The sequence below is a fragment of the Mesorhizobium sp. genome (genome assembly GCF_024509055.1).
Taxonomy (GTDB): domain Bacteria; phylum Pseudomonadota; class Alphaproteobacteria; order Rhizobiales; family Rhizobiaceae; genus Mesorhizobium.
In genome coordinates this window covers 34,530-47,501 of sequence record NZ_JANINM010000482.1, presented here as the reverse complement: position 1 = coordinate 47,501, position 12,972 = coordinate 34,530, and the positions used below count along the sequence as shown (strand labels likewise).

Sequence of the window (12,972 nt, the reverse complement as noted above, 5' to 3'; positions counted from 1 at the left end):
GGCGCGCCACCGCGCCTGGTCTAGTCGACTGCTTCGAACCGTCTCGCGCTGATGGTCAGCGGACCGATCTGCGTCCCGACCGTGGCGTGGATCGGCGCATATACGCCGGATTTGCCGAGCGGCGCAAATGTCACCATCATCTTGCTCTTTTTCGTCAGATACTCCAGCGCCTTGCGGCCCTTTCGGTATCCGGCGACCGGCTCGAAGCCCATCCGGCAGGTCACGGTGTCGCCCTTGTAGCCTGGCACCGAGATCGAGCCTTTCGAGGCGTAGGTGAGTCTAAGGTTGGCGCGCATCTCGCCGTCATAGAGCTTGACCGTTCGCCCGCAGACCTTGTCGAGACTGTCGGCGTAGATGACTGTCGCCGCCATCGGATCGAGCACCGACTTCAGGTCGCCGGCGCCAAGCGGCACCCACGACTTGGGATCGCGCTTTTCCGGTGCTGGAACGACCTTGGTCGAAGTGACGTCGCCATTGCCGAAACGGATGTCCACCAGCGACGCTTTCTTGCCGGAAGTATAGTCGGCGCGGAACGCCTGCGGCACCATTTTCTGGCCTGAGATCGTGCCCTTGGACGAGATCGTCCCACGCGTGTCGTCGAACAGCTTGGCGAGACCCGCAGCCGAGACGCTGCCGTCGATCGAGTAGACGCCGTTCTCGTAGCGGCTGGAGAAGGTCGACCGCGCAATCGAGAGGCCGAGGAAGGATACCGTATACTCGCCCTTGAAGGATTGCGGGCTGGACGCGGCAAAGCTTGTGGCCGGCGTGGCGACGGCGAGCAAAATGGCGACTACATGGGACGGGCGAAGCATGGCGGGCGGCGAATCCTTGGTTCGTCGGCGGGAAATTGTGGTTTCCAGCCTGGCATATCCCTTCGCGAAGGGCTTATAGGGTAAAATCCGGCCTTTATATGGAACACATCCGACGGCAGCGCATGTGCCGGTGCTTGACGCGCTGGCTAAATGCAACTATGGAACGCCAACTTTTCCAAAGGCCGCCTGACCGAGACCGCGCGCCGCCCGGCGCGGGCAGAATGGTTTGGCAGGCTTAGAACTGAAGGTAAGACCAATGTCCCGCACTTGCGAGCTCACTGCCAAGGCAGTCCAGACCGGCAACAATGTAAGCCATGCCAACAACAAGACCAAGCGTCGCTTCCTGCCGAACCTGGTCAATGTCACGCTGATCTCCGAAGCGCTGAACCAGAACGTTCGCCTGCGCATTTCGGCCAACGCCCTGCGTTCGGTCGAGCATCGCGGCGGCCTCGACGCCTTCTTGGCCAAGGCCGACGCCAAGGATCTGTCGCAGCGCGCGCGCCTGCTGAAGAAGCAGATCGCCAAGAAGCTCGCCGAGCAGCCGGCTGCCTAATTCGTCATTGAGGCGGGGGACGACCGCCTCGAGCGCCGGACCGAAGGCCGCGAGCGGTTATCGGAGCGGTGCTCGAACATAAGCGGGCGGCCCGGACTCCGTGGGCGCTCGGCTGGTTCCATTACCCAGGATAAAAAAATGAACTTCCTTTCGCGGTACCTGCCCTTTGTGGCTGCCATGGCGCTTGTCGTCGTGGCGTCGAACATCCTTGTCCAGTTCCCGATGCAGGGCCAGATCGGCGGCCTGTCGCTAGCCGACCTGCTCACCTGGGGCGCCTTCACCTATCCATTTTCCTTCCTGGTCACTGACCTTGCCAATCGTCGCTACGGCCCGGCCGTGGCGCGCAAGGTGGTGTTCGTCGGTTTCATGACGGCGGTCACCTGCTCGATCCTCGTTCCCCCGTTCCTGTTCCGTCATGGGCTTATCGAATTCGAGACCGCCGCCGATCGCCTGGTGCGCATCGCCGCCGCCTCCGGAGCCGCTTTCCTCACCGCGCAATTGCTCGACGTGACCGTCTTCAACCGGCTGCGCCGTCAGAGCTGGTGGCGCGCGCCGATCATCGGCACGCTGGTGGGCTCCGTCTTCGACACCGTCGTGTTCTTCGGCATCGCCTTCTCCGCCGCCTTCGCTTTTGCCGGCCCGAACGACAGCTTCGCGCTTCAGACGGCGCCGCTGATGGGCGTGCTGCCGGTCGAGACGATGCGCTGGGTGTCGTGGGCGCTTGGCGATCTTTCGGTCAAGCTGATCATCGCCGTGGTGGCACTGATCCCCTATAGGCTCGTTGCCGCCCGCTGGAGCCAGCCCGCCGTCGCGGTCTAGAGTATGATCGTCGACTCAAGGTCCGCTTTGGCGAACCCTGGAAACCGGGTTTTGGAAAAGATCATGCTCAAACAAAGAGATCGAGCCCCACCCCGGCTTTATCCGGATGGAACAGGCTTCAGCCCGTGATCCCCTGGGTTCAACTTGCTTCGGCTCGCGCCTCCGATGGCGATCAGGAACTCCGCCTGAAGCGGCGCGGTGCCGAGTTCTCGATCATGCTGGGCACGAACGAGCTGATGAACAGCCGACTCAGCGGCTCCGAGGAGGCGCTGGCGCGGCTTTCCTGCGAGCGGATCGCTGGCCGCAAGCAGCCGGAAATCCTGATCGGCGGTCTCGGAATGGGTTTCACGCTGCGCGCCGCCCTTGCTTCGCTAGGCGACGACGCTGCCATCACCGTTGCCGAGTTGGTCCCCGAGGTCGTCGCCTGGGCGCGCGGCCCGATGGCCGAGATCTTCGGCGGCTGCCTCGACGATCCCCGTGTCACCATCCGCGAGGTTGATGTCGGGCGTGTAATCCGCTCGAATCTGTGGGACGTCATCCTGCTCGATGTCGACAATGGCCCGGAAGGCATCGTCTACAAGGGCAATGATGCGCTCTACAGCGTGGACGGCCTCGCAGCCGCGCGCGCCGCATTGAAGCCCGCTGGCGTACTGGCGGTCTGGTCGCAGGGGCCGGACAGCGGCTTCACGCGGCGGCTGAAGCAGGCGGGCTTCACGGTCGAGGAGGTCAACACGCGCGCCCGCGGAAAGCGCGGCGCCCGCCATGTCATCTGGATCGCGACCAACGGATCGCAACGGTGACAGCGCCAGCCGTCTCGCGCCTTGCGGGGCGGTCGAGGAACGCCGCGATGGCGCATCTGTCAGATCTTACGGCTCCGCCGCAGCCGGCCGGCCATCGCCATGCGATATCCCGATGGCTTTACGCTTTCTTACGGCCGATCGTGCAGGATCGCGAAAATCGTCCAAGGCGAAGCGACCAGCATGACCCTCCAGCGCACCGGTTGGAAAAATGATCTCCTGCTAGCGCTCTGCGCGACGCTGGTCGTGCTGGCCATCAACGCGATCTCCGGCTTTCCGTCGCTTGCGGATTACGGAAGCGACAATGACAGCATGCTGCAGTTGGTCCAGGTCCGCGACCTTCGCGCCGGCCAGGGCTGGTTCGACCTTCATCAGTACAGGATGGGGCCGGCGGGCGGCTTCGTCATGCATTGGTCGCGACTGGTCGACGCACCGATCGCGCTGATCATTCTGGCCTCCGAGGCGTTCGGCGCAAGCACCGCGACAGGTGAGCGGGCGGCCCAGATCATATGGCCTGTCCTTCTCTACGGCCTCACCATCTTTGTCATCCTGCGCGCCTCGCAGCGCTTCGCCGGCGCCAACGTGGCGCTGCCGGCGCTCATACTGTCCACCGCCGGGCTTTTCTTCCTCGGCATCTTCAGCCCCGGCACGGTTGATCATCACAACATCCAGGTGCTCCTGACGGCAGCCAGCCTCTGCCTGCTGATGGAGGCGCCTTTCTGGCGGCCCGCGGCGCTGTTCTCAGGCCTGTGCGCGGGCCTGACGCTGGCCATCGGCATGGAAACCGCCCCCTACGTGGCGTCACTAGGCGTCTGTGCCGCCCTCCTTTTCATCCTTGATGAAAAGGAGCGTCCGACCGCAAGCGGCTTCGGCATGGGATTTGCGATCACGGCCTCGGTAGTCCTGGTCGCTACCGTGAGACCGTCGGCATGGAGCATTGCCCAGTGCGATGCCTTCTCGTCATTCCAGTTCGTGGTTGCGGCACTGTCCGGCTTCGGCCTTGCGGCAATCGCCGGCTTATCCAAACAGTCGACAGTCCGGACGCGGCTTGCCTGGATGGCGGGGCTGGCCATGGCTGTCGGGGCCGTCACGGTCGCGCTCTTCCCACAATGCCTGGCAATGCCCTATGCCGACATGGACGTGCGTGTCCGCACTTACTGGCTGGACGGTGTCGTCGAGGCGCAGCCTTTCTTCAGCGTCGCGGTCCACCAGCCGAAGTTGATGGCCGCACGCTATGTGACACCCTTCATCGCGATCCTTCTGATTGGCGCTCAGTTGCGCAATCGTCGCCTGCGCCGCGAGGAAATGCTTGTCGCCGTGTTGCTGACCGTCGCCTTTACGGTCAGCTTGTGGGAGGTGCGGGCCTCGACCTTCTCGGTCACCTTCTCCGTGCTGCCGCTCTCGGCCTGGATCGCGAGGATACGTCTGCAGGCCAACATTGCTCCTTCCTGGCGCGTGTCCACCCGTATTGCGGCGACATGGCTGGTGTCGCTCAACGCGACCTGGGCGGGTGTCGCGGTCGCGGCCCAGTCCGTGGTCCAGAACGCGCCGAGCAAGGTCAATTCCGATGCCGATCACGCAATCACCTGCGGCAGGGCTGGAGATTTCAGCGATCTTGCTTCCATGCCGGCGACCACAGTCCTTGCCTCTTCGAACCTCGGCTCCGCCATCTTGATGTTCACCGGCCACAGGACGCTGGCCGGCCCATACCACCGCAATATCGCCGGCAACCTCGCGATGCTCGATGCCTTCATGGGATCGCCCGAGGCCGCGCATGCGGTCATCGAGCGCGAGCATGTCGGACTGGTTGCGATTTGCCGCGGCAATTCGGAAGAAATCTCGCTCGCCCAGGACGCGCCGGCCGGCCTGGTCGCGCAATTGCTGCGCGGAGATGTCCCGGATTGGCTGGAATTGGTCGGCTCGACCAGCGGCAAGCCGATCCAGTTGTACAGGATTCGCTGAGAGGCGGAGGCCGCTCAATCTCCGTGCAGCATGAACTCCAGATAGAGATTGCGCTGCAGGATCGAGTGGTTGTCGTCCGACACCAGCGACACCATCTGCACGCCGTCGTCTCGGGTCCAGACGTCGAGACCTTCCATGTTGTCGATCTGGTAGCCCATGTCGGCTTCCAACAGCACTGGTCCGTCGGCGACCGCGCCCTTCTCGACGCTGTCGCCATGGATGCGTCGCAGCCGCATCTTCACGCCGCGCGCAATGGAGAAGCTGCGCTCGAGCAGCAGCAGGTCGCCACCTGGCAGGAAAGCGCCGTCGGTGATGTCGAAATCACCGTTTCGCTTGATGGTGAAGATGCCCTTATGCGGTCCTTCGATGATGGCGGCATAGATGTTGCCGGCCTTGTCGAGGCTTCTTTCCGAAACCACGACCAGCCCGCCCTGGAGACGGCTGGGGGGGGTCGGCTTGCGCGACCGTCTCGAAGCCGCGGTTCTGGCGCAACTCCCGAGCCGGGATCAGGAAATCGAGCGCCCTGAACGGCGCCTTCATATCGTCCGGATCGATCCTGAACTGGACGACGCGATGGTCGCGCTCGAACCCGACCGTGGCGATACCGTCTTTCACCGCGAGGCCCTCGGCATCGACCTTCCCTTTCTTCTCGACCGCCCGGCCGGAAGCGTCGACCATCCGCTGCATGCGGAAGTTCCGGATTCCGGAAGGCCGCTTGTCCGCATCATGCGTGATCGTGCCGAAGAACCAGAAGCCGGTGTCGGCGACGCCGATGAAATCGCTGCCTGGCTTCAGGAAGCGCAGTGCCGACAGCGCGCCGAAATCGCCTGAAGGCGAGGTCATCTCCAGCCCGCCGACGAATTCGAGCGGACCGAACCGCTTCTCGTCATGGCCGATATGGAACTGGGTAATCGGCCGCGCCGATATCTCGACCGTCTCGACCGCGGCTCGCTCGGCGGCATTCGCCGACAAAGCCGCCAAACAGACCAGCAAGCAGGTGAAAACCGTCCGCCGGCCCTCGCCGCGCGAAAAGATCATCCAGCGCGCCGCAGCCCGCCGCGCCGCGTGTCCCGCGCGCTTTCCTCTCCGAACAGCGAAGCCAGCTGCTCGGTCATGGCGCCTGCGAGTTCCTCGGCATCGACGATGGTGACGGCGCGGCGATAGTAGCGGGTCACGTCGTGGCCGATGCCGATGGCAAGCAGTTCTACCGGCGAGCGCGTCTCGATCAGCTCGATCACCGCGCGCAGGTGGCGCTCGAGATAATTGCCGGGATTGACCGAGAGCGTGGAATCGTCGACCGGCGCGCCGTCCGAAATCATCATCAGGATCTTGCGCTGCTCGGGGCGCCCGATCAGCCGGTTATGCGCCCAAAGCAGCGCCTCGCCGTCGATGTTCTCCTTGAGCAGGCCCTCGCGCATCATCAGCCCGAGATTGCGCCGCGCGCGCCGCCACGGATGGTCGGCGGACTTGTAGATGATGTGGCGCAGGTCGTTGAGCCGGCCCGGGTTCGGCGGCTTGCCGTCCTTCAGCCATTTCTCGCGCGCCTGCCCGCCCTTCCACGCACGCGTGGTGAAGCCGAGAATCTCGACCGAAACGCCGCAGCGTTCCAGCGTGCGCGCCAAGATGTCGGCGCAAGTGGCAGCGACCGTGATCGGCCGGCCGCGCATCGAGCCCGAATTGTCGAGCACCAGCGACACCACGGTGTCGCGGAACTTGGTGTCGCGCTCCTGCTTGAAGGACAGCGGCTGCATCGGATCGATGACGACGCGCACCAGCCGCGCCGGATCGAGATAGCCTTCCTCCAGGTCGAAATCCCAGGAGCGGTTCTGCTGCGCCATCAGCCGGCGCTGCAGGCGGTTGGCGAGCCGGCCAACGACGCCGGAGAGATTGGCAAGCTGCTTGTCGAGGAAGGCTCGCAGCCGATCGAGCTCTTCTTCCTCGCAAAGGTCCTCGGCGCCGACCGTCTCGTCGAAGGCGGTGGTGAAGACCTTGTAGTCGATCTCCCTCGGCAGGTTGAGGAATGGGTTGTCGTTGCGCTTCGCCTCGCCGGGTGTCTCCGCGTCGGAATCGTCCTCGTCGGAGAGATCGTCGGAAGTGGCGTCGGTCGCTTCCGTCTCGGCCGACTCTTCCTCGTCGGCGGATGCCTCAGCGTCCTCGGACTGCGATTGCTCGGACCCGGAATCGTCCTCGCCGCCTTCCTCGCTCTGTTCCTCGCCCTGCTGCTCGTTCTCTTCGTTGTCTTCCGTGTCCTCCGTCTCCTGGTCGTCGCCGAGCTCCTCGGCCATCTCCATGGAGACGAGCATGTCGCGCACGACGCGTGCGAAGGCCTGCTGGTCGCCGAGCTTGGACGAAAGCCCGTCGATATCGGCGCTGGCCTTCTCCTCGACCCAGGGGCGCCACAGCTCCACCATCCGCTCGCCGCTCTTCGGCACCGGGCGGCCGGTGAGCTTCTCGCGCACCATCAGCGCGATGGCTTCCTCAAGCGGCGCGTCGGCCTTGTCCTTGACGTCGACGAGGTTAGCCTTGGCATACTTGTCCTCGAGCATCGAGCCGATATTGTCGGCGACGCCTTGCATGGCGCGGCTGCCTATCGCCTCGACGCGCGCCTGCTCGACAGCGTCATAGATGGCCCGCGCCAGCTTGCCTTCCGGCGCCAGCTTTGTGTGAATGCGCTGGTCGTGGCAGGCGCGCTTCAGCGCCATGGAATCGCCGATGCCGCGGGTGATCGCGATATCGTTGCGGGACGCCTTCTTCGGCAGTTCTGGAAGCCGCGCGCGGTTGCCGGCAAGCGCCGGGCGGTCCTTGGCAAAGCCGACCTCGAGGTCCTTGTCGCCGGCGACGGCGCGCATGCAGACGGTTACGGCGCGCTTGAAGCTGTCCGCTTCAGAACCCGTCTTCGGCTTGTTGCGCGTGTTGTCGCCCGGACCCGCCATCGATCATTCCCTGCGCGATTTGTCCTGAAAGGCGCTGGGGCCTTCCGGCACGCGCTTTACCCCAGCACCACGTTGGCGGCGCTCTCCGGCAGTTCCTCGCCGAAGGCGCGCTGATAGAATTCGGCCACCACCGAACGCTCCAGTTCGTCGCACTTGTTGAGGAAGGTGAGCCGGAACGCCATGCCGATGTCGCCGAAGATCTCGGCATTTTCGGCCCAGGTGATGACCGTGCGCGGGCTCATCACGGTCGAGAGGTCGCCATTGATGAAGGCCGAGCGCGTCATGTCGGCGACGCGCACCATCTTGTTGACGATGTCCTTGCCCTTGCCGTCGCGATAGTGCTTGGCCTTGGCCAGCACGATGTTCACTTCGTTGTCGTGCGGCAGGTAGTTGAGCGTGGTGACGATCGACCAGCGGTCCATCTGCGCCTGGTTGATCTGCTGCGTGCCGTGATAGAGGCCGGTGGTATCGCCGAGGCCCACGGTGTTCGCCGTGGCAAACAGCCGGAAAGCCGGGTGCGGACGGATGACCCGGCTCTGGTCGAGCAGCGTCAGACGGCCGGACGATTCCAGCACGCGCTGGATGACGAACATCACGTCCGGGCGACCGGCATCGTACTCGTCGAAGCAGAGCGCCACATTGTGCTGATAAGCCCAGGGCAGGATGCCGTCGCGGAATTCCGTGACCTGCAGGCCTTCCTTGACGACGATCGCGTCCTTGCCGACGAGATCGATACGGCTGACATGGCTGTCGAGGTTGACGCGCACGCAAGGCCAGTTGAGGCGCGCGGCGACCTGCTCGATATGGGTCGATTTGCCGGTGCCGTGATAGCCCGACACCATGACGCGGCGGTTGTAGGCGAAGCCGGCGAGGATCGCCAGCGTGGTCGCCTTGTCGAACAGATAGTCGGGGTCGATGTCCGGCACATGCTCGGTCGACACCGAGTAGGCGGGAACCACCATCTTGGAGTCGAAGCCGAATTTCTCCTTCACCGACACCGTCGTGTCGGGCAGGTTGGCGATGTCGCGATCGACCTTGTTCATCTCTATCAACGTCTCCACGGGCGAAACGCCGCGTTTCGCCGGCAATCGATTTTGTCCGGGGGCGGTCTTAGAGCCTTTTCCAACCTTATGAAAGTTGGAAAACGACACGGACCGTAGGGTCGCTCAGCACAATCCTGCCTGCTTGAGCACGCGATAGGCCTGCAGCACATCGCGGAACCTGTCTTCCGAACCCCTGTCGCCGCCATTCGCATCCGGATGGTGGCGCTTCACGAGTTCCTTATAGCGCGCCTTGATGTCCTGACCAGTCGCCTTTGTATCAAGGCCAAGCGTTTCCAGCGCCTTGGCCTCAAGCGGCTTTGCCTTGCGCTCGCGCGGCTCCCGCGCGCCGGCGCCGAACAGGTTGAAAGGATCGCGCATGCGGTTGTGGTAGCCGGCACGCCCTGAACGCTGCTGGGCAAAGTCGGGCGCCGAGCGCATGCCGCCGCCATTGGCGCCCATGCGCCATGTCGGCCGGTGTCCGGTCAGCGCCTCCTTCTGGAAGCGGGCGATCTCGGTGTCCGACACGCCCGAGAAATAATTGAAACTCTTGTTGTATTCACGAACGTGATCGAAGCAGAAGCGGAAATACTCGCCCTCCTTCAGGCGTCCGACCGGAGCGCGATGCGTGCCGGCCTCGTGGCAACCGTCCCACTGGCAGATCGGGGCATGCGACTTCAGCTCCGCGTCCTTTTCCGGCCGGATGCGGATTTTCTCGAAATATTTGGGATACGGTTTCATCTCACCCATTTATGGGCTGTTCGCTACTGCGAAACAAGAATTGACATTTCGCCGATGATCGCCCTAACCGCTGAATCGCGGCTTAAAAGCGGTCGAAATTTCGGATTTTGCGGCGGTGCCGTAGATGATTTGCGGCTATGCCGTCATGTGGTGAAGGGATGCCAGGATGTCCATACAGTCGACGATGGAAAGCAAGCTGACAGCGGCATTTTCGCCGGAAAGGCTGTCGGTCATCAACGAAAGCCACCTTCACGCCGGCCATCACCATGTCGAATCCGGTCACCACGCCACCTTCGACGGCACGGGCGAGACGCATTTTCGCGTCCGCATCGTCGCGCCGAGCTTTGCCGGCATGAGCCGCATCGATCGCCACCGCGCCGTCAACGCACTGCTTGCCGATGAACTGAAGGCCGGCGTGCACGCGCTGGCTATCGAACCGGCGGCGCCCGGCGAGAAGACGCGCTGGTAAGCTCAGGACGGCGCGGGCCGCAACCCGTCAGATCACGGCCTCGATAAGGAATGGTCCTGGGCGCGACAACGCGCTCTCCAGCAGCGCGTCGAACCTTTCGCACGTATCGGCGCGAGCGGCTTCGACGCCCATTCCCTTTGCCAGCGAAACCCAATCCAGCGCCGGCTGATCGAGATCGAGCATGCGCCGCGCATTCTCGCCGATGGCGTTCACCCCGACATTGCGCATCTCGCCATGCAGTATGGCGTAGGTGCGGTTGGAAAAGACGATCGTCAATACGTCGAGCTTTTCCCTCGCCTGTGTCCATAGCGCCTGGACCGTGTACATGCCGCTGCCGTCGGCCTCGAGATTGACCACCTTGCGATCCGGACAGGCGATCGCGGCCCCCGTCGCCATCGGCATGCCGCCGCCGATCGACCCGCCCGTGCCCATCATGTAGTCGTGCGGCGCGGCAAAGGCCGACAGCGCGAAATAGCGCCGCGCCGACGTGACGGCTTCGTCGCAGACGATCGCGTTCTCCGGGAGTCTCCTCGCCACCGAAACGGCAATGGCGTCGTCGGTCAGCTTGCCACGCGGGGTCGGCTCATCGGGGAATGCTGCCGCCGCCGACACCAGTTGGGAGGGCTTGACGCCCAACTCGTCCCGCAACGCGGCGAGTGCCGCCTTCAGGTCCTCGCCGTGCGCTGCCAGCGTCATAACCTCGCTGCCCTCGCGCACAAGCCGTCCCGGCTTGCCGGGATAGGCAAAGAACGCAACCGGTTCCCTGGCCCCGACAAGGATCAGGACATCGATGTCGGCGAGCAGAGCACGGGCCGCGTCGATCGGATAGGGAATGCGGGTCGGCGCGACCCGCCCGCGCCCGCGCTGCATCCGGGCGATCAGAACCTCGCTGAAGAGGCGCACGCCCAGGGCCGCCGATATCTGGCCGGCGATTTCAAGCGCATCCGCGCGCGCCGCCTGTCCGCGCACGATCATGCCGACGCGGCCGGGAGCGGCGCGAATGGCCTCGGCAACCTTGCGCACCGCGCTCATGTCGACGGCCGCAGGCGCGGCAAGCTCCACCTTCGCCGATTGGACCGGACCGGCCTCGCCCCAGGCGGCATCCGCCGGCAGGATCAGCGTCGCGATGGCGGGAGGGGTCAGCGCGGCGCGAAAAGCCTCTTGCGCGGCCGGCGCGATGTCGGCGGGCCCCGCGATGCGGTGGACCCAGTTCGACATCGGCGCCGCCAGGCCCTCTATGTCGCTGGTGAGCGGCGCATCGAGCGGCAGGTGGTAGGAGGCATGGTCGCCGACGATGTTGATCATCGGCACGCGGGCACGCCTGGCATTGTGGATGTTGGCCAATCCGTTGGCGAGGCCCGGACCGGTGTGCAACAGCGTCGCCGCCGGCCGGTCGGTCATCCTGGCATAGCCGTCGGCGGCTCCCGTCACCACGCCCTCGAAGAGGCCGAGCACGCAACGCATCTCCGGCTTGCGGTCGAGCGCCGCGACGAAATGCATTTCCGAGGTGCCGGGATTGGCGAAGCAGACATTCACGTCGTTCGCCAAAAGCACGTCGCACAGGACGTCGGCTCCGTTCATTGCATTCCCCTTGTTTCCGGTGGTCGCCGGACAATTGGCTCACGCAGCCTCCTGTCGCAATGTCCGGTTACGGACTTTGACCTGATCCAGTTCGGGGAAATACGGCGCCAGCCCAAAGGCGGAGCCGGTGCTCCGTGCGACGTCAGGCGATCGAGGCCTTGAGAAAGGCCAGGACCGCATCGCTCAGCGCATCGCCGTTCTTGCCGAGCCGGCGATCGATGGACATATGCGAATAGGCGCTGCCGTCGAACAGCGTCACCTTGGTGCCCGTCGCGCGCAGCCGGTCGGCGAAGGCCGTCGAGTCCGCCCCTCGGCCGGACGCGCCGGAATAGGTGATGAAGGTCGGCGGATGTTTGCGGCCATCCACATAGCTGGCCGGCGAGAGCGCGCGCCACTGCGCCCGGTCGGGGAAGGCGCGGGCATAGGCGCGCACCATGCCGCCATTTTTCGCCAGCGCCTCCAGATCGTAGGCCCTGGTATCGTCGAGCACCAGCGCGACAACGCCCGGCAGGTCGCCCCGCATGCCCGTCAGCGCGACCAGATGGCAACCGGACGAATGACCCATCGCGGCGATACGGGCGGGGTCGCCGCCGTGGCTGGCGATGTTGGCCCGGACATAGGCATAGGCCTTGGCGACATCGCCCGCCTGCGTGGTGACATCGGCGCCGGGCAGCATGCGATAATCGATCGACACGAAACAGAAACCGTTGTCGAGCAGGAAGCCGGGCTTGGCATGGACCTCGGACCGGTTTCCGATTCGCCAGCCGCCGCCATGGACGAAGAACACGACCGGCAGTCCATGCGCGCCTTCCGGCGCGTAGATGTCGAGCTTTGCCGGGCCGTAGTCGAATGTCTGCGGCTCTGGCCGGCTCGGCCACCAGGCCGCCGACGCGCGCGCCGGCAGCAGGGCCGCAAGCGATGCCATCAGCAGGCTGCGTCGATTGATCATCATCATCTCCGACCGGTCCGAGCGGCAGAGTGCACATGTGCGCCGCCGACGTCCAGTTAAGGTTCGGTAATGGCCGGATTTTTGGCCGTCCCCATAGCCTCCCCCTCCCATCGTCAAACCCGCTGGCGAGGCGACGCCTCGAATTCGCTTGGCCACGGAATTCTCGTCAACGAGTCACAAGTGCGAAAACAACCCCAGATTTGCCCTTGAAGCTCCACCGGCAATCACCACGTATTTCCCAAGGCGGGCATCTCGAGCACGTCGGATGTCTTGCCGTAGATCGATAGCGGATTGCATGCGCGCTCTCCTTCATGTG

Annotated in this window: 11 protein-coding genes and 1 pseudogene; 5 read left to right on the top strand and 7 right to left on the bottom strand. The window is 64.4% G+C overall.

All coding sequences use genetic code 11. From position 1 onward, the window contains the following. Positions 1-20 precede the first annotated feature (20 nt). Entirely contained in the window at positions 21-812 is a 792-nt protein-coding gene (locus Q0L57_RS28180; protein ID WP_296746355.1) for a DUF3108 domain-containing protein, read from the bottom strand. A 256-nt stretch (positions 813-1,068) separates the two neighbouring features. On the opposite strand from Q0L57_RS28180, the gene rpmB reads away from it, so the two are divergent. The 4 genes from rpmB (at position 1,069) to Q0L57_RS28160 (ending at position 4,943) form a co-directional block, all read left to right on the top strand. Further along, positions 1,069-1,365, top strand: coding sequence for a 50S ribosomal protein L28 (gene rpmB, locus Q0L57_RS28175; protein ID WP_292344732.1), 297 nt, complete (start codon positions 1,069-1,071; stop codon positions 1,363-1,365). Positions 1,366-1,503: 138 nt separating this feature from the next. Beyond that, positions 1,504-2,184: a queuosine precursor transporter gene (locus Q0L57_RS28170; protein ID WP_296746354.1), complete on the top strand. Its 681-nt coding sequence runs from the start codon at positions 1,504-1,506 to the stop codon at positions 2,182-2,184. A gap of 125 nt (positions 2,185-2,309) precedes the next feature. Next, the gene (locus Q0L57_RS28165) at positions 2,310-2,984 is read left to right on the top strand and encodes a hypothetical protein (protein ID WP_296746353.1); all 675 of its coding nucleotides are present in this window, start codon (positions 2,310-2,312) and stop codon (positions 2,982-2,984) included. Positions 2,985-3,164: 180 nt separating this feature from the next. Then, a complete protein-coding gene (locus tag Q0L57_RS28160) occupies positions 3,165-4,943 on the top strand; it encodes a GtrA family protein (protein ID WP_296746352.1) in 1,779 nt (592 codons plus the stop codon). 14 nt (positions 4,944-4,957) lie between these two features. Here the strand turns inward: Q0L57_RS28160 and Q0L57_RS28155 are convergent. The 4 genes and pseudogenes from Q0L57_RS28155 to Q0L57_RS28140 all read right to left on the bottom strand — a co-directional run bounded on the left by Q0L57_RS28155 (position 4,958) and on the right by Q0L57_RS28140 (position 9,666). After that, positions 4,958-5,981: pseudogene (locus tag Q0L57_RS28155) on the bottom strand (esterase-like activity of phytase family protein). Continuing rightward, positions 5,978-7,876 carry a cobaltochelatase subunit CobT gene (cobT, locus tag Q0L57_RS28150; RefSeq protein ID WP_296746351.1) on the bottom strand — a complete coding sequence of 633 codons (1,899 nt, stop codon included), beginning with the start codon at positions 7,874-7,876 and terminating at the stop codon, positions 5,978-5,980. Before cobT ends, Q0L57_RS28155 begins: the two are co-directional and overlap by 4 nt. Positions 7,877-7,932: 56 nt before the next feature. After that, positions 7,933-8,919 (bottom strand): cobaltochelatase subunit CobS, encoded by a 987-nt coding sequence (gene cobS / locus Q0L57_RS28145; protein WP_296746350.1) that lies wholly within the window; start codon positions 8,917-8,919, stop codon positions 7,933-7,935. A 123-nt stretch (positions 8,920-9,042) separates the two neighbouring features. Beyond that, positions 9,043-9,666, bottom strand: a complete 624-nt coding sequence (locus tag Q0L57_RS28140) for a J domain-containing protein (RefSeq protein ID WP_296746349.1) — start codon at positions 9,664-9,666, stop codon at positions 9,043-9,045. A 157-nt stretch (positions 9,667-9,823) separates the two neighbouring features. Here Q0L57_RS28140 and Q0L57_RS28135 point away from each other — a divergent pair, with 157 nt between their 5' ends. Further along, a complete protein-coding gene (locus tag Q0L57_RS28135) occupies positions 9,824-10,126 on the top strand; it encodes a BolA family transcriptional regulator (RefSeq protein WP_296746348.1) in 303 nt (100 codons plus the stop codon). A 27-nt stretch (positions 10,127-10,153) separates the two neighbouring features. On the opposite strand, the gene Q0L57_RS28130 is transcribed toward Q0L57_RS28135, so the two are convergent. Continuing rightward, positions 10,154-11,707, bottom strand: a complete 1,554-nt coding sequence (locus Q0L57_RS28130) for an acetolactate synthase large subunit (protein WP_296746347.1) — start codon at positions 11,705-11,707, stop codon at positions 10,154-10,156. A gap of 142 nt (positions 11,708-11,849) precedes the next feature. Beyond that, on the bottom strand, positions 11,850-12,656 hold the full coding sequence (locus Q0L57_RS28125; protein ID WP_296746346.1) for an alpha/beta hydrolase: 807 nt from the start codon (positions 12,654-12,656) through the stop codon (positions 11,850-11,852). Positions 12,657-12,972: the final 316 nt, after the last annotated feature.

Excerpts from the sequence above, each read along its gene's own strand:
- Q0L57_RS28135 (WP_296746348.1), top strand. The coding sequence starts at position 9,824 with ATGTCCATACAGTCGACGATGGAAAGCAAGCTGACAGCGGCATTTTCG.
- Q0L57_RS28125 (WP_296746346.1), bottom strand. The coding sequence starts at position 12,656 with ATGATCAATCGACGCAGCCTGCTGATGGCATCGCTTGCGGCCCTGCTG.
- Q0L57_RS28180 (WP_296746355.1), bottom strand. The coding sequence starts at position 812 with ATGCTTCGCCCGTCCCATGTAGTCGCCATTTTGCTCGCCGTCGCCACG.
- rpmB (WP_292344732.1), top strand. The coding sequence starts at position 1,069 with ATGTCCCGCACTTGCGAGCTCACTGCCAAGGCAGTCCAGACCGGCAAC.
- Q0L57_RS28160 (WP_296746352.1), top strand. The coding sequence starts at position 3,165 with ATGACCCTCCAGCGCACCGGTTGGAAAAATGATCTCCTGCTAGCGCTC.
- Q0L57_RS28170 (WP_296746354.1), top strand. The coding sequence starts at position 1,504 with ATGAACTTCCTTTCGCGGTACCTGCCCTTTGTGGCTGCCATGGCGCTT.
- Q0L57_RS28130 (WP_296746347.1), bottom strand. The coding sequence starts at position 11,707 with ATGAACGGAGCCGACGTCCTGTGCGACGTGCTTTTGGCGAACGACGTG.
- cobS (WP_296746350.1), bottom strand. The coding sequence starts at position 8,919 with ATGAACAAGGTCGATCGCGACATCGCCAACCTGCCCGACACGACGGTG.
- Q0L57_RS28140 (WP_296746349.1), bottom strand. The coding sequence starts at position 9,666 with ATGGGTGAGATGAAACCGTATCCCAAATATTTCGAGAAAATCCGCATC.
- cobT (WP_296746351.1), bottom strand. The coding sequence starts at position 7,876 with ATGGCGGGTCCGGGCGACAACACGCGCAACAAGCCGAAGACGGGTTCT.